The organism is Microbulbifer maximicatervae (SeqCode), assembly GCF_052467505.1.
Genome location: NZ_CP174313.1, coordinates 671723 through 687899 on the forward strand (window position 1 = coordinate 671723; position 16177 = coordinate 687899).

Here is a 16177-nt window from a genome sequence, read left to right on the forward strand (position 1 = left end):
AAGAGGCTTTTAACTGTTGAGCGGGAAAGAATACTCGAGAGACTAAGCCTAAAATCGGTATTCATGCCTTATAGGTGTTCTTTCCCTGCCCTTTATTATTAAGTTACAGGTTGCTGGTCACAGCAATTGGTAATGCGATCTCTCACAAGTTGGCAAAAGCGTGCAGGATCTTCCAGAGGTAGCATATGATTTGCTGAGCTTACCTCTTGTGGATGGGTGTCTGGAATTAATGTTCCCGCCACAAGCGATACAGTTTTAAATAGCTGGCGAGTATTACTGCCATAGGCCACGGAAACTGGAATAGATATGCCTGAAAGACTACTTGGGTTCAGTGCGGATTGTTCAGTTTGATTAAGCTGTAGAGGTAGGGTGTAGGCATTATCCAGCTGCTGTACGCGATATTTAAGGGGCTGCTGAGAGAAGTAGCCTGCTTGATTCCCAGAGCCGTCGATTAGTAGCTTAACGGCAGTATCCAGCTCACCTTCAGCTGTTGTTTTGAAAATTTCTGCAAACATAGATTCAGCATCTTGGCGATACTCTTCCATGTTATTGCTTTCAATGTATCCCGGATATCCAGGCTCATAAAGGTACAGACTTTTGATTAATTTAGGTGCCTTTATGGCAGCATTTAAGCTTACATCGGCACCATAGGACCATCCTACTAGGTGGGCAGGGCCTATATCTAGTGCCTCAACCAGCCCTACCAGGTCTGCTGCATGGGTATCAATTCCAAAGGGGCCTTCCGAAGGATTACCCGGATTACCGAAATGCCTTTGGGTGAATGAAATCGCTCTAAATTCATTTGATAGAATTTTGCAGTGTTCTTGCCACATGCGAGCATCGGCCAGTGCGCCATGTACAAGAACAATGGGTTCTCCCTGTCCCTTCTGGAAATAAGAGATAGAGTGGTTGTTTACAGTGATAGAGTCTTTTGGGTTTCCGTCCATGGGGCTAGCTTCCTGGGAGCCATTTTTTAGCGCTTATCATAGTCTATTAGAGGTTTATGTTTAACATTTCCTAGTCCAGTTGTTAGGAGAGAGAGACAGCTGCCCTAATGTCTCTCTCATGAGAGTAAACCGATAGGTCTCCTAAGAGTAATCAACGAGCTTTTCGGGTATAGTTGATTTGTTTTGACGTAGCAGGTGGATGTATATGGAATCGCTGATAAAGGACCGTCTGAAATCACTGGAAGTAGAGCGAGATATTGAAATTATCTATGCCTGTGAGTCAGGAAGCCGCGCATGGGGATTTGAATCCCCTGATAGTGACTGGGATGTAAGGTTTATCTACAAACGTAATATTCAGCAATATCTCACTGTAGGTACTCCCAGAGATGTTGTTGAGGTTCCATTTGATAAAAAACTTGGTGATGAACTGGACTTGGTCGGCTGGGATATCAAGAAGACTTTAACTTTAATGAGGGCAAGTAACCCCACTTTAATTGAGTGGCTATTTTCGCCAAAGGTCTATTTTAGAAATGAAGATGTTTTGAAGTCATTGCAGGATTTGGCTTTAAAATGTTGGCAGCCGCGAGCATTAGCTCATCACTATGTCAGCATGGGATTTAATAATTATTCCAGGTTTATTCGCGAGGATGATCGAGGCTTTAAAGAGATTAAGGTCAAGAAGTTACTTTATGTTCTGCGTTCACTGCTTAATGCTCTGTATATAAAAGAGTTTACAAAAATTCCTCCTGTGGACTTTAGTCATATGTATAACGAGTTGTTGCCTTCCTCAGGAAGTGAGTGGCTTCTGGATATTCTTTCCAGTTTGATTTTGAAAAAGAAGGAGCTTGAAGAGGGCGATTTGATAGCCGTTGATGGCAAACTGGATGGCTGGATACAGGAAAATATGGATAGATCTGGTGCCAATTCTATAGAGGAAAGGCCAAAATTGGATCTTCCAGAGTTTGACAGGCTTTTTCGTAAAGTGGTTGGTGTATAGTCTTTTAAATCAGGCGGATAGGGCGTCACTTAACACGCGAGTAGACAGCCCAAAAAGCGCTGAGTGACTTGTAATACTTTCCAGTGAATAAACTCAAAGCTGTATAGACGCCCGCAAAAATGCAGGCGTCAAAAAAGGCTCAGCTTTGGTTTTCCAACAACTGATCCAGCGGCAACTCAGTGCGGTAACGTACCTGCTTTAAAGAGAAGCTGCTTTTAATATGATCGATGCCTGGGAGTTCAGTGAGTTTTTTATCCAGGAATTCCTGGTAAGCCTGCAAATTGGGTACAACAACTCGCAGCAGGTAGTCGAAATCACCGGTCATCAGGTAGCACTCCATCACTTCCGGCCATTGGCCGATAACCGATTCGAAGTCCTGCAGCTCTTTTTTCACTTGGTGGTTAAGAGTAACCTGGATAAATACACTTACCGGCAACCCAACCTTTTCCGGTTCAAGCAGGGTAACTGCGCGTTTTATAAACCCTTGCTCGTTTAGATTTTTAACCCGCCGTGAACAGGGGGAGGGTGAGAGGCAGACTTTTTCTGCAAGCTCAATATTTGGAATGGTGGCATCCTGTTGAAGGATTTCCAGAATTTTTTTGTCGATGGCATCCAGTAAATAGGCCATGGTTATATTCCGTATCTCATCTCTCTGAACGTACGCCGGTATCGCCGGCTGCTAATCATCAACCTGCCAGTGAATCTTTGCTTCCCAGCGTTCTCCGGTAAATTGTGTGCATTGCGTACATGGTTTTTTTTGGTTTGTTATGGCAGTAGCTTCCTATACTGCGCATCTTTTGTGAGACCTTCTCGTTTTTTATTAATTTCCCGCTAATGGGTACTTTGCCCAACCGGTTGATACTAGTTAACTGCAATCGGGTGGAAACTGATATCCCCTGATCAGTTCCAGGCTATGCCTCTCAAAAAGCTGAACCTTTGGCGCTTATTTAGTCACACAGAGTGTGAAGGCCAGAGGTGAGCACCATAAGAGGGCATGTCCTTTCCGTTGTATCCCCCAAAATACTTCATTTTGAGTGATTTGTTGCCAGTAGCTGGTCATCTTTAGCGAGTTATGGCGGCATTATGCCTGAGTTGGGCCAATTTTGGTATGACCTGCTCTGCCGGGCAGTGTTAATTTTAGCGCTATTAAACAGCTCTGGTCTGTTCTGCTGTAACTCAGGAGATGCCGCGAATATTTTCGCGACATGTTACTGGCGTCGAGAACTGGAGTGATGAAAGCAATAAAGCAATAAAGATAAAATAGGTGGTACCCATGGCAATGGTCGAAGGCGATCAGGAATTGGGCTTTGATAGCGAGTATTCGCTGAAAGCGGCTTTTACCCGTGAATCCGGCCGTGTATTCCTGACCGGAATTGACGCCCTGGTTCGTTTGCCCTTAATGCAAAAGCGCATGGATGAGCTGGCGGGCCTCAATACAGCTGGCTTTGTTTCCGGTTATCGCGGTTCCCCATTGGGCGGTTACGACCAGGCCCTGTGGCGGCACAAGAAGCTGTTGGCCGAGCGGGAAATCCATTTTGAGCCGGGCATTAATGAAGACCTGGGGGCGACCAATATTTGGGGTACCCAGTTGCTGGATCACTATCGCCAGCAGGCAACGAAAGACGGCGTCTTTTCTATTTGGTATGGCAAGGGCCACGGTGTAGATCGCACCGCAGATGTTTTCCGCCAAGCCAATATTCAGGGTACCTCAAAATTGGGCGGTGTTTTGGCGCTGTGTGGGGATGACCACACAGCAGAATCCTCCATGTTTTCCCACAATACCGACCAGATTTTTGAGTCGGTAATGATGCCGCTGATATTTCCGTCCTCCATTGATGAGTACCTGACCCTGGGCCTCGCGGGCATTGCTTTATCCCGTTTTTCGGGCTTGTGGGTGGGTTTTAAGGCAATTACTGAAACTGTAGAGGCCGGTGCTTCCTTGATTGTGCCGGAGTTGCCCCAGTTTACAATTCCAGCTGACTTCCCAATCCCGCCACACGGCCTGAACTACGATCCCCACCTGAATTGGCCTGCCGAGCGCCTCGAGTACGAGCGCCGTATGCTGGAGGAGCGTTTGCCTGCAGCCAAGGCATTCGCCTATGCCAACCGCCTGGATAAAACCACCCACAGTGCGGAGCGAAAACGCTTCGGCATTGTAACGGTGGGTAAGGCCCACGGTGATTTGCTTGAGGCTTTGAAACTGCTCAACTTATCAGAGGCAGATCTGAACTCAGCCGGCATCTCCATCTATAAAGTGGCGATGTCCTGGCCGCTGGAGCCTAGGGGCATCAGTGAGTTCGCCAAGGGCATGGAGCGCTTGCTAGTAGTCGAGGAGAAGCGTCCCCTGGTGGAGGATCAGCTGAAAAACCTGCTCTACGGTTGGGAAGATAGTTATCGTCCGAAGGTAGTCGGTAAGAAAGACCTGGATGGCAAGGACCTGTTGCCGGCAGTGTGGGGCTTTGGCCCGGATCAGGTGGCCAAGGCCATTGCCCGCTGGCTGGTGGATACTGAACTGGCGCCACAGCTTATTCCCCTGGCAGAAAAACTGGGGGGCAATGTCGCTGCAAAGGCTCAGGGCTTGTTGGCTCGTGAACCCATTTTCTGTGCAGGTTGTCCTCATAACACTTCCACCAAATTGCCAGAAGGCAGTTTGGGGAGTGCCGGTATTGGCTGTCATATTATGGCTTTGGGTAAAGGCCTGCGCACCGATACCTATTCCCATATGGGAGGCGAGGGCGCCCAATGGGTAGGACTGCACCGTTTCTCCAGCGCCGAGCATATTTTCCAGAATATGGGCGATGGAACCTACAACCACTCCGGGCTATTGGCCATTCGCCAGGCCGTGGCGAGCCAGGTGAATATCACCTACAAAATTCTTCTGAACGATGCGGTGGCCATGACCGGTGGCCAACCCGCCGATGGCGAAGTTAATGCTCCCTCCCTGGCTGCACAGTTGCTGGCCGAGGGAGTTGGTACCGTTATTCTTTTGACGGAGAACCCTGACCACTGGCGTGAACACCGCAGCGAACTGCCCGCTGCTGTAGAAGTTCTCCCCCGCTCCGAGCTGGACGCCGTGCAGCGTCGCCTGCGGGAAACTGCCGGTGTGACGGCGATTATTTATGAGCAGGTCTGTGCGGCCGAGAAACGCCGCCGCCGCAAGAAAAAACAGATGGTCGATCCATCCCAGCGGTTGCTGATTAACCACCGGGTCTGCGAAGGCTGTGGCGATTGCAGTGTTCAGTCCAGCTGTATTGCCGTGGAGCCGCTGGAAACCCCGTTGGGGCGCAAGCGTCAGATCAACCAGTCCAGCTGCAACAAGGATATGCGCTGTGCCGATGGTTTCTGCCCGAGCTTTGTCACTGTGGAAGGGGGAGAACTGAAAAAGCCCCCGGTGCAGTCCCTGGCGGATGCCTTGGACGTGGCTATTGCCGGATTACCTTCTGCGCCGGTCGCGACTCTGGCCCAGCCCCTCAGTATTTTGGTGGCCGGCATTGGTGGCAGTGGCGTACTTACCGTGGCGGCACTGCTGGGCATGGCGGCGCACCTGGAAGAGAAGGGCAGTACAACTTTGTACTTTACCGGTCTCTCACAAAAAAATGGTGCCGTGGTGGCTCATGTAAAAGTGGGAGAAAACCCGGAGGCGATTACCACCGCTCGTATTCGCGATGGCGCGGCCCAGTTATTACTGGGCTGCGATATGGTCACCGCCGCTGGCCAGCGGACCAAATTTGCCACCGGCGAAATGCGTGCCCTGGTAAATACTGCTGAAGTACCGGTAGCGGCCTTTGTTCGCGACAACGAGTTGGCATTCCCCGCCGATGCGACCCAACAGAGTATTGAGTCCCTGTGTGTGGAGTATTTTGCCTTTGATGCGAATAAATATGCCCAGGCACTGTTTGGAGATACCGTAGCCAGTAACTTGATGATTATGGGTTTTGCCTGCCAGAAAGGACTGCTGCCAATCGGTGAAGCGGCCCTGGAGCGGGCCATCGAACTCAATGGCGTGGCGGTAGAGAACAACCTGCGCGCTTTCCGCGCTGGCCGTTTGCTGGCGGAGAACCCTAAAGCGATCGAGCAATTGGCAGTGCCGGCCAAGCCGGTGAAATTGGTGGAGCCTGAGGAGTCGGTGGAGCAGTTGCTGGAGCGATTGGCAGCAGAGCTTCGCGACTATCAAAGCCCGGCCTATGCGGCAGAATTCCTTCGCCATATAGAGGCGCTGCGCAAAGCAGAATCCTCACTGCCAGCTGCTCGGGGCGATCTTACCCGTATGGGCGCGCGCAGCCTTTATAAAGCGATGGCTTATAAAGATGAGTACGAAGTGGCGCGCCTCTACACCGGTGAAGATTTCAAGCGACAGCTACGTGAGACATTCAGCGGCGACTACACCCTGAAATTCCATATGGCGCCGCCGCTTCTTGCTCGCCCCGATAGCAGTGGTCGCGTGCGCAAAATGCAGTTTGGCCCCTGGATGGGCAAGCTGATGCCGCTGTTGGCTAAGGGCAAAGTTCTTCGCGGTACTGCACTGGATGTCTTCGGTTACACCCAGGAGCGCCGTGCTGAACGGCGCTGGGCCCAACAGGTGGCCAAAGCAGTTGATAGCGTAGCCGCGCATCTGTCCGGCGAAAACCTGTCAGAGGCACAAGAGCTGCTCGAAATCCCCCTTCAAGTGCGTGGCTATGGCCATGTGCGCGAGGAAAAATTCGCGGCGGTCAGCGATCGTTGGGATGAGCTTTCTGCAGTATTTGTGGACGGGGAGCAAGAGCCGACTTCTCTGGCGGCGTCCTAGACGCCGCAGCTCTTTTAATCGGTGTCAGCCCGGACGAAACGGGATAAGGCGGTTTAGCAACCAGCCGCTGACACCGGTAATCGCCACCGGTGCCTGTACTGCAGAGAAGCACAGGCACTCTTGATCTTCTGTGACCGTCGGGCGGTGCACGTCGCCGGGTTCCCGCAACAGAAAGTCCCCTGGACTATAAACACCATCGCTATCAGAGAAGCTGCCGTACAGAACCAGGGTGAGTTCGTAGCCCCGGTGATCGTGCTCTGCAACTTTGCCGCCACAACTCAGGCGATGAAAGCTCACTTCATATTGATCCTGCCCGGTTTTTAGTCGACACATTTTTAAGGCGGGCGCGATAGTTTTCCATTTGATCGGGGGATTTTTTTCCAGCAGCTTGTGCACGACTGGCGGCGCATCCGCCAGCATGGGCTCTGTGGATTTGGATCTCTCGGGAGCCACTTGTTGCGCCGGTTTAGCTGCCTGATCAATACGTCCCATCAGGCGTTGGAAAGCCTCATCGTTTACGGCCTGTGGTGCACAGGACTCCAGAATGGAGCCACCCAGGGTGTTCATGGTTCGATATTGAGCGCGACACTCGGCACACATTTGTATATGGGCGGAAACGACCAGGCTGGCGCCTTTGGGCAGGCTGCCGGAAGCGTATTCAAGGAGTAAATTTTTATCGGGGTGGTGGCGAATCATACTAAACCTACTTGGCCAACCTCGCTTGTAACTTCTTTAGGGCCAGTCGCACGCGGGACTTTACCGTGCCCAATGGTAATTCCAGCTCCTTGGATATCTCACTGTGGGATTTTCCCTCCATATAAGCCTTTTCCAAGACGTGGCTCTGTTCTGCTGGCAGGCTGTGCAGGCCTTCCGCAACTTCCTTTTCGTTGCGTCTTCTCTGTAGAAATATCAACGGTTGGTGTTCGGGGGTTTCATCCCAAACATCCATGGCTTCAATAATCTCGGCGTTTTGATGACGCCCGTTGCGGCGCAACATGTCGATACGAGTGTTGCGCATAATGGTGAATATCCAGGTGCTGGCAGAAGCCTTACTGGCATCGAAGCTGGGGGCCTTGCGCCAGACTTTAAACAGGGTTTCCTGAACTAGCTCATCGGCGGCTTCAGCGCTAATTGCCTGGGTGGTGCGGCTGTGATGGAAACCCTTAATTAGTGGGGCAAAGTGGTGAAAAAGCTGCTCAAAGGACTGGCGATCACGCTCCGCACCGACTCGCGTCAGCAGGGCACTCCAGTCCTGGTCCTCTCTTTGTGGCAGTTTCACCGGGCGTATTTCACTTTTTGCTTGGGGGCTATGCGCCATGTTAACGGTCTTTCTGTCGTTGTCGATACTCACGCAATCAAGCATGTCTGGAAATTAGTGTTGAGACCTGTTGTGGTACATCCGTGTACCACATTCTGCAGCAGGCTCTCAGGGGGAGACTTCCAAGTTGTCCGCTAACTACTTACGCAAGCCGAGCATAACTGGATCTCTCTGTCCTACCTTTTATTAAGAGGTGATCCACCCGAAGGGTAGTGGCGTATTTATCCGCAGATAGAACAGTAAGGAATCCGATGATGAGCGTGTTGATTGAGGAGCTAGAGGAGTACTACAAAGATTTCCTGATGCAGGAAACTGGCAGCCTTGGATCACTTTATAGCGACGATGTCATCTTCTGTGACCCATTGCATCGGATAGAGGGGTTGCCTGCTTTAAAGAGTTACTTTGCGGGAATGAGCAGGGGGCTTACCCAGTGCCGCTTCCAATTTGATGATCTGCCGGTGGTGGGCGAGGGCAGCGCCTGCCTTTCGTGGATCATGCACTACCGACACCAATCACTCAAAGGTGGACGCCCATTACAACTTCGTGGCTGTAGCCTGTTGCGTTACACCGATAAGATTCACTACCACGAGGACTTTTACGATATGGGTGCCATGGTCTACGAGCAGGTGCCGGTATTGGGCTCCTGCATTGGTTTTATCAAGTCGCGAATGGAGCGCAACTAAGTGTCCCAGGGGATTCGCGATAAAACCATCTGGGTCACAGGTGCTAGCTCGGGTATAGGACGCGCGCTTACATTGCGCCTGGTGGAACAGAATAATTTTGTGATTGCCAGCAGTCGCAGGCTGGATGCGCTGACGGAGTTACAGAACATAGCCCCCAGTCGCCTCAGGGTTCTGGACTGTGACCTCAGTGATGATGCGGTGATGCCGGGTGTTGCTCGGCGATTAGCGGACTTCACAGATCATCTGGATATGGTGATTGCTTGCGCTGGTACCTGTGAATATGACGACGACCTTCAATTGGATGTCACCATGTACCGACGGGTATTTGATGGCAATTTCTTTGCCTTGGTGAATACCTTAAAGTGCGCGCAGCCACTGTTAGCCGCAAGCCGGTCTCCGGTATTTGCCGCGCTCGGCAGTCTCTCGTCAGTGGTACCTTTTCCCCGCGCCGAAGCGTATGGCAGTTCCAAAGCGGCGGTGGCTTATTTTCTGGAGTCGGTGCGCGCCGATACCAGCCTTACTCCACTTCGAGTGGTCCACATTCGCCCGGGGTTTGTCGACACCCGCCTTACCCAGCGCAATGACTTTGACATGCCTTTTTTAATGACTCCAGAGCAGGCTGCCGAGCGTATTGAACAGGGGCTCTGTGGCGTTGGGCACACAGTCGATTTTCCCAAACGGCTCAGTTGGTCTCTGCGGTTTCTGGGTTTTTTCAGCTCAATCTGGTTCCGTTTTTGCGTACCCAAAATGACAAGAATCCGCACACTAAGGAAGAATTGATGCGAATCGCTATTGTTGGCAGCGGCATTGCCGGTCTTACTGCCGCTTATCTATTGAATCGAAAGTACGATGTCACCCTGTTTGAAGCACAGGCGCGCCTGGGAGGGCATACCGCTACGGTTGATATTGACGAGGGGGGACGCCGGTTAGCAGTGGATACCGGCTTTATTGTATACAACGACTGGACCTATCCGAATTTTATTCGCTTGCTTAAAGAGCTGGGAGTTCAATCCCAACCCACCTCCATGGGCTTTAGTGTGCGCTGCGATCAGGAGGGGTTTGAATATGCGGGTAACAATCTCAACAGCCTGTTTGCACAGCGCTCGAACATCGTCAGCGCTGGGCACTGGCGTATGCTCTGGGACATAGTGCGCTTTAACCGCAATGCCCTCCGCGACTGGCAGGAGGGGAGGCTGAGCGAGACATTGACCCTGGGTGAGTATCTACCTGCGAACGGTTACTCCGCGGAATTCGCCAATCGTTATTTGGTACCTATGGGCTCTGCTATCTGGTCTGCCAGTGTGGCGCAAATGCTGGAGTTTTCTGTCAGTTTCTTTGTCCGCTTCTTTGTCAATCACGGCCTGCTCAACCTGGTGCGCCGCCCGCAGTGGCGAGTGATCAAGGGCGGGTCGCGTGAATATATTGATCCGTTAATACAATCTTTCGCAGATAAAATTCGCTTATCTACGCCCATTGAGGCGGTGCAGCGCTGCAGGGAAGGTGTGAATGTTCGCACCGCAGCAGGGGAAAATTTGGAGTTTGATGCCGTTGTTTTCGCTTGCCACTCCGATCAGGCCCTTCAATGTTTGACCGACCCCAGCGGCAGTGAGCAAAAAATCCTGGGGGCTATACCCTATGCAAAAAATGCCGTGGTCCTGCATACAGACAGCACCTTGCTACCCCGTCACCGTCGCAGTTGGTCGAGTTGGAATTACCAATTGCGCAGTGAACAGGATGCACTGCCTGTTTTGACATACAACATGAATATACTTCAGGGCTTGAATACCGAGAAAACCTATTGTGTCACCCTGAATGCCGAAGAGCGTATCGATCCCAAGTCTGTGCTCGGTCGTTTTGAGTACGCCCATCCCCAGTTCTCTGTGGCCGGAACACGAGCGCAACAGCAGTGGGATAGTATTAATGGTGTTAACCGCACCTGGTTCTGCGGTGCTTATTGGGCAAATGGATTTCATGAAGACGGTGTAACGAGTGCGTTGCGAGTGGCTCGGGGGTTGGGTGTTGACTGGTAAGGAGGCCGGTATCATGGAAAGTGCGATTTATACCGGGTGGTTGGAACACCGGCGCTTTGCGCCCAGAGTTCATCAGTTTCGCTATCAGGTTTTTATGATGTACGTCGATCTGGCAGAGGTGGAAGCCATTTGTCAGCTCTCACCTCTTTGGTCCTCTCAGCGGCGCGCACCTGCGAGATTTTGTCGCAGTGATTTTTTTGGCGATGAATCCCTCAGCCTTGATAAGGCGGTTCGACAGCGGGTGGAGGAGGAAGTGGGAGAGCAGCCTTCCGGGCCTATTCGCTTGCTGGCCAATTGGCGCTACTTTGGCTACAACATGAATCCGCTCAGTGTTTACTATTGTTTCGATGCTGAGGGACAGAATGTGGATTGGCTGCTCCTGGATGTGCACAACACTCCCTGGAAAGAGCGTCACAGCTATGTTTTGGATTGCCGTAATAATACCAAGTTGCAAAAAGCGACCTTCGCAAAAACATTTCATGTCTCGCCTTTTATGCCCATGGCCCAAGGGTATCGATGGAGGGGGACAAAACCTGGAGAAAAGCTGACAGCTTACCTGCAAAATTTTGATGCGAGTGCCGAGGATACAGAAGACGGCACTCGCCCAATGTTTGATGCAACCCTGAGTTTACAGCGCTGCGAAATTAGCGGCCGATCGCTTAATTCAATATTGATCCAGTACCCCTTGATGACCGTAAAAGTTATAGCCGCCATTTATTGGCAGGCACTGAAATTATGGGTCAAGCGTATCCCGGTATTTTCGCATCCTCGCGACGACGCCGAGGTTCAGGCAGGAGATAAACAACTATGAGAGCAGTTCAGGAAGTTGATCAGGCTTCGTCGTCAAAATCAGAAGTATCGGCACAGTCCTGGCTCGTTCGCCTGGCCCGCAAGCTGGTGTTGGAAAAACTCAAGGGTATTGATCGTGGCCACTTGCTAATCGAAGAGGGGGAGCAGTGTTACCACTTTGGCCAGAGACCAGAAGAAGCAGAGATCTCGGCACATATTTGCGTACATGATCCATCCAGCTATATACAGGTGCTATTAAACGGAACCATTGGTTCTGGAGAAGCCTTTATGCAGGGCGCCTGGACCTCAACCAATACCGTGGACCTGATTCGCCTGATGGTGGACAACATGGAATTGGTGGAAGGTATCGATAGTCGTTGGAGCTATTTACCCCGATTAGGTTTGCGCTGGTTACATCAATTAAATGCGAATAACCGCAATGGCTCACGCAAGAATATTTCTGCACACTATGACCTGGGCAATGAATTTTTTCGGTTGTTTTTGGACAGGACCATGCTGTATTCATCTGCGGTCTACCCGTCTGAAAATGCAACCCTGTTTGAAGCCTCTAATCACAAACTGGAACTGATCTGCCGAAAGCTAAAGTTAAAACCCTCCGATCACCTCCTTGAGATTGGTAGTGGGTGGGGGGGGATGGCCATTCATGCTGCCAAGTACTATGGCTGTAAAGTAACAACTACTACAATTTCCCAAGAGCAATATGACTATGCCCGTCAATGGGTGAAGCATGAGGGGTTAGAGGATCAGATAACTCTTTTATTACAAGACTATCGGGACCTGCGAGGTAAGTACGATAAAATTGTATCGATTGAAATGGTGGAGGCAGTAGGGCACGAATTTCACAAGACCTTCTTCGCTGGTTGTAGCGAATTACTCAAAGAAGATGGCTTGATGGTGATGCAGGCAATCACCATTCGCGACCAGCGCTACCACGAGTATCGTAAAGAGGTCGACTTTATCCAGCGATATATCTTCCCTGGTGGCTGCCTGCCGTCTAATCAGGTTATTGCGAACCATATTGCCAATTCAACAGATATGCAGATTGTTGGACTTGAAGACATCACCGCCCATTACGCCCGCACATTAAGTGACTGGCGCAAAGCATTTCTTGAGCGAATTTCCAAAGTGCGCGAGTTAGGTTTTGATGAGCGCTTTATCCGTATGTGGGAATTCTATTTATGCTATTGCGAAGGGGGATTTTTGCAACGAGTGATTGGTACCGCCCAATTTGTGTTCGCCAAACCTCGGTTTTTGGGCAGTTTCTAAACTCTCTCAAGTTAATCTTGTGAAGTGTTTGCCTTTCAGAATGGCTCAGGATCAAGGCGTGATTTCAGGAGACTGTTTAAACTTTTTAAGAGTTTGCAACCCAAGGATATTACGGAATCAACCAGAGGCTCTCCTGCATGTGGCGTTTTGTCGCTAATGCCTTACTTTTCGATATCGCCTGGCCACTGTGCGTCATAGTGGCCAAGGTGTGGTTGGTGGTTCCCTTTACTCTGTTGAACCTTTTTATACATCTGCGCTATATCGCCAATTTGCCCAGGGAACCGCTTTGGTTAGCGGGGGTGTTTATCTTTGGTGTGTCTATAGACTCTATCTTGTTTCATTTGGGGGTGATGCGAAATGATAGTGGCTCCTCCTGGCCTCCCTTATGGCTGATCTGCCTGTGGTTGAACTTTGCCATGACCTTGCGATACAGTTTGGTTTTCTTACAGAAAAATCTATGGTTGGCGGTAATCCTGGGTGGTTTTTTCGGACCATTTAGTTACTTTACCGGTGCATTCCTAAATGGCACTGTGGAATTGCACAGGCCCCTGTGGCAATCCCTGGGAACATTAAGTGTAATTTGGGCCTGCATCCTGCCGTTGTTTGCCTATTTGGCAAGAGAGATTTGTCAAAAAGAGGTGAGCAATGCTTGAATTTATTGCGATGTCGGCTATTGCCGGAACTAACTGTCACTATGAAGGGCCTTTCCTGGTAAAAGGTCTGGCCTATGATCCGGATAATCAACAGTTACAGTACTGTGAATATTATACTTCGCAAGATAATGGCGAAATAACTGTTTTCTACTATGCACCCCAGGGTGATTTAATAGCAGAGAAAACCCTTCGAGAGCGAAATGGCCCCGCAGCTGGTCGCAGTGCCTTACCTAGTGTCACTCAAATAGATCGGAGGCACGGTGAAGTCCGTGAAGTCCTTTGGGATGACGGCCAGTGGATGATGCGCTATAGAGCCAACGAGGGCGAAGCCTGGAAAGTAAGTTTGCGAGAGGCACGAAGTGTTGATGTAGTTGATGCAGGCTTTGATACTTATGTGCGTGACCACTGGGACTTATTGTCCTCAGGAAAAACTCTTAAATTCAATTTTGCTTCGCCACTGCATGGTCGATCGATAAAGCTGCGCGCTAAGGCAGTATCCTGTAATCAAGCGGCAGGCGAAAATACTTGTATACGAGTAGATATTGCCCAGCCTCTTATCCGCCTTTTCGTAGAGGACTTAAATCTCACTTACGATACGGAGAGTCGGCGATTAAAGAGTTTTAAGGGCATAGTAAATATCCTCGATCCACAAGCGAAATCTCAAGAATTAGAAGTGTTTTACCAATATTCAATTCTGCCTATAGGAACCCAGCCTGCAGATCCATAGAAAAAAGGCGCCCTCCACTAATAGCTACAACACTATTTACGCCTGTTGAATTTGTTGCCCAGCGGGTCATTCATTTTTAGGCGCCGGACTGGCGCCAAGTTCTACCAGCAGCTAAACCTAAAGAAGAAAAGCGTGACAAGCTCACTATCCTGTGGCGAAAGCGATATGGGGTGTTTGATGAAGACTGCTATTTCTGCAACTGCTGGAATTATGATGTCGCTGCTTTACGGCTGTGCGAATCAGCCAGAGCAGGTTCCCGGTGCCGGTGGAATCGTTATCGATACCTGGGGCGTTAACATGAATCAGTATCAAGCGGACCTTGCAGAGTGTAAGGGAATCGCTTACTCCACGTACAGTGACCAAGGGCGCAGAACAGCTGCCGGTGCTGCGGGTGGTGCTGTAGTAGGTGGTGCGCTCGGTGCAATAGTCGGTGACAGCGGGCGTGCTGCGGTAGCCGGAGCCGGTGCCGGCGCGCTTGTTGGGGGCTTGTCAGGGGCGGGTAGTGCGAGCTCTGAGGCAACCTACATCATCAAGAATTGCCTGGTTGGTCGCGGATATCGAGTGTTGAATTGATCTTCTGCGTAAAACTGCGGTCCAATTTCCCATCAGTCCTCTGCTATTCAGCAACCTCACAGGACTTGGCACTGGCCGGGGGAAGTACCCCCGGCCTTTTTTCTGTTTTACAGCTTTAATTTCAATCTTTTACTTTCTCCCGGTTAACACTTTTAATTTCTGTGCTAGATAGTAGGGCCACTAGTTTCTAGAAAATAAAATTGTAAGGGTGCAATAAAGTCTACAGCTGAATGGCGTCTAAACTTTTAAGGTCATTTGTGATTTCCTTTTCTTCAAGGAGCCCGCCATGTCTACTGCATCAACTATTAATGCCTATGCAGTCTTAGAGGCCGGCGGTCCATTTAAGACCTACCAAATTGCAGCAGGAGAGTTGGGTGCAACAGAGGTTGAGCTGGAAATCATGTACTGTGGCATCTGTCATAGTGACTTGAGCATGATTGAAAATGAATGGGGTATTGGACAATACCCTATGGTTGCCGGTCACGAAGTCATCGGCCGTGTTACCGCGATGGGGGAGCAAGTAGCTCATCTTAAAAAGGGCACGGTGGTTGGGTTGGGGTGGAATTCAGGCTACTGTGAGACATGTCATACTTGCCGAATTGGTGACCTCAACTTATGTAGAGAGGCAAAGTTCACCATACTCACCAATGGAGGTTTTGCCGATAAAGCCAGGGCGGATATGAGTAGCCTGGTTGTTATCCCTGATGGTGTGGATTATGCATCGGCCGGCCCCCTTTTATGTGCGGGTATTACCGTATTCAATCCATTGGTCCAATTTGATATAAAACCCACTGACAAAGTGGCTGTGATTGGTATTGGTGGCTTGGGCCATCTTGCCTTGAAGTTTTTCCATGCCTGGGGATGTGAAGTTACTGCGTTTACATCCAGCGAGGAAAAACGTAAAGAAGCCTTAGCTCTCGGTGCTCATAAAACACTGAACTCCCGCGATCCCGCAGAGATTCAAGCAGCGGCAATGAGCTTTGATTTTATTCTGTCGACTGTGAATGTCAGTCTTGATTGGGATCTGTATATCCAGGCTCTGAAACCTAAAGGGCGCTTACACTTTGTTGGAGCTGTAACTAACCCAATACAATTTACTCTATTTCCCTTGTTATTTGGGCAGCGCTCAATTTCAGCATCTCCAGTCGGCAGCCCTGGTACCATCGAAACCATGCTTGATTTTGTGGCGCATCATAAGATCAAACCTGAGATAGAGATTTTTCCAATGAGCCAGATAGAAGCGGCTTTTGAACATTTGAAATCAGGAAAGGCTAAGTATCGGATTGTTTTGTCGCAGGAAGGGTAGGGATATTTAACTGGATCAGCTTCTGGGTGAGGAGAGCGCAAAGTCACACTACAAAGGAGCTTAAGTTAAAAGTATGGGGTT

The 16177-nt window shown here is 50.2% G+C and carries 15 protein-coding genes; 11 read left to right on the forward strand and 4 right to left on the reverse strand.

Features of this window, described 5'->3' with window-relative positions; genetic code table 11:
• Positions 1-98: 98 nt before the first annotated feature.
• A complete protein-coding gene (locus tag ACJJIN_RS03025) occupies positions 99-947 on the reverse strand; it encodes an alpha/beta fold hydrolase (protein WP_444896823.1) in 849 nt (282 codons plus the stop codon).
• A 205-nt stretch (positions 948-1152) separates the two neighbouring features.
• Between ACJJIN_RS03025 and ACJJIN_RS03030 the strand changes: the two genes are divergently transcribed.
• On the forward strand, positions 1153-1944 hold the full coding sequence (locus tag ACJJIN_RS03030) for a nucleotidyltransferase domain-containing protein (RefSeq protein ID WP_444896824.1): 792 nt from the start codon (positions 1153-1155) through the stop codon (positions 1942-1944).
• A gap of 139 nt (positions 1945-2083) precedes the next feature.
• On the opposite strand, the gene ACJJIN_RS03035 is transcribed toward ACJJIN_RS03030, so the two are convergent.
• A complete protein-coding gene (locus tag ACJJIN_RS03035; protein WP_413665315.1) occupies positions 2084-2572 on the reverse strand; it encodes an Lrp/AsnC family transcriptional regulator in 489 nt (162 codons plus the stop codon).
• A gap of 645 nt (positions 2573-3217) precedes the next feature.
• On the opposite strand from ACJJIN_RS03035, the gene ACJJIN_RS03040 reads away from it, so the two are divergent.
• The gene (locus ACJJIN_RS03040) at positions 3218-6730 is read left to right on the forward strand and encodes an indolepyruvate ferredoxin oxidoreductase family protein (protein WP_444896825.1); all 3513 of its coding nucleotides are present in this window, start codon (positions 3218-3220) and stop codon (positions 6728-6730) included.
• A 24-nt stretch (positions 6731-6754) separates the two neighbouring features.
• Here ACJJIN_RS03040 and ACJJIN_RS03045 read toward each other — a convergent pair whose 3' ends face one another.
• Together ACJJIN_RS03045 and ACJJIN_RS03050 are read right to left on the reverse strand one after the other, a co-directional pair.
• Positions 6755-7426 (reverse strand): ChrR family anti-sigma-E factor, encoded by a 672-nt coding sequence (locus ACJJIN_RS03045; protein WP_444896826.1) that lies wholly within the window; start codon positions 7424-7426, stop codon positions 6755-6757.
• 7 nt (positions 7427-7433) lie between these two features.
• The gene (locus ACJJIN_RS03050) at positions 7434-8048 is read right to left on the reverse strand and encodes a sigma-70 family RNA polymerase sigma factor (protein WP_413665318.1); all 615 of its coding nucleotides are present in this window, start codon (positions 8046-8048) and stop codon (positions 7434-7436) included.
• A gap of 251 nt (positions 8049-8299) precedes the next feature.
• On the opposite strand from ACJJIN_RS03050, the gene ACJJIN_RS03055 reads away from it, so the two are divergent.
• The 9 genes from ACJJIN_RS03055 to ahr all read left to right on the forward strand — a co-directional run bounded on the left by ACJJIN_RS03055 (position 8300) and on the right by ahr (position 16096).
• Complete coding sequence (locus ACJJIN_RS03055) at positions 8300-8731, forward strand: nuclear transport factor 2 family protein (RefSeq protein ID WP_444896827.1); 432 nt, start codon at positions 8300-8302, stop codon at positions 8729-8731.
• Positions 8732-9511 (forward strand): SDR family NAD(P)-dependent oxidoreductase, encoded by a 780-nt coding sequence (locus ACJJIN_RS03060; RefSeq protein ID WP_444896828.1) that lies wholly within the window; start codon positions 8732-8734, stop codon positions 9509-9511.
• Positions 9511-10761, forward strand: coding sequence for an NAD(P)/FAD-dependent oxidoreductase (locus ACJJIN_RS03065; RefSeq protein ID WP_444896829.1), 1251 nt, complete (start codon positions 9511-9513; stop codon positions 10759-10761). Before ACJJIN_RS03060 ends, ACJJIN_RS03065 begins: the two co-directional genes overlap by 1 nt.
• Before the next feature lie 13 nt (positions 10762-10774).
• Positions 10775-11572: a DUF1365 domain-containing protein gene (locus ACJJIN_RS03070; protein ID WP_444896830.1), complete on the forward strand. Its 798-nt coding sequence runs from the start codon at positions 10775-10777 to the stop codon at positions 11570-11572.
• Positions 11569-12837: a class I SAM-dependent methyltransferase gene (locus ACJJIN_RS03075; RefSeq protein ID WP_444896831.1), complete on the forward strand. Its 1269-nt coding sequence runs from the start codon at positions 11569-11571 to the stop codon at positions 12835-12837. The genes ACJJIN_RS03070 and ACJJIN_RS03075 overlap by 4 nt, the downstream gene beginning before the upstream one ends.
• Positions 12838-12974: 137 nt before the next feature.
• Positions 12975-13490: a DUF2878 domain-containing protein gene (locus ACJJIN_RS03080; protein ID WP_444896832.1), complete on the forward strand. Its 516-nt coding sequence runs from the start codon at positions 12975-12977 to the stop codon at positions 13488-13490.
• Complete coding sequence (locus ACJJIN_RS03085; protein ID WP_444896833.1) at positions 13483-14217, forward strand: hypothetical protein; 735 nt, start codon at positions 13483-13485, stop codon at positions 14215-14217. The genes ACJJIN_RS03080 and ACJJIN_RS03085 overlap by 8 nt, the downstream gene beginning before the upstream one ends.
• A 177-nt stretch (positions 14218-14394) precedes the next feature.
• Complete coding sequence (locus tag ACJJIN_RS03090; RefSeq protein ID WP_444896834.1) at positions 14395-14790, forward strand: YMGG-like glycine zipper-containing protein; 396 nt, start codon at positions 14395-14397, stop codon at positions 14788-14790.
• Positions 14791-15076: 286 nt separating this feature from the next.
• Positions 15077-16096 (forward strand): NADPH-dependent aldehyde reductase Ahr, encoded by a 1020-nt coding sequence (gene ahr, locus ACJJIN_RS03095; RefSeq protein ID WP_444896835.1) that lies wholly within the window; start codon positions 15077-15079, stop codon positions 16094-16096.
• Positions 16097-16177: the final 81 nt, after the last annotated feature.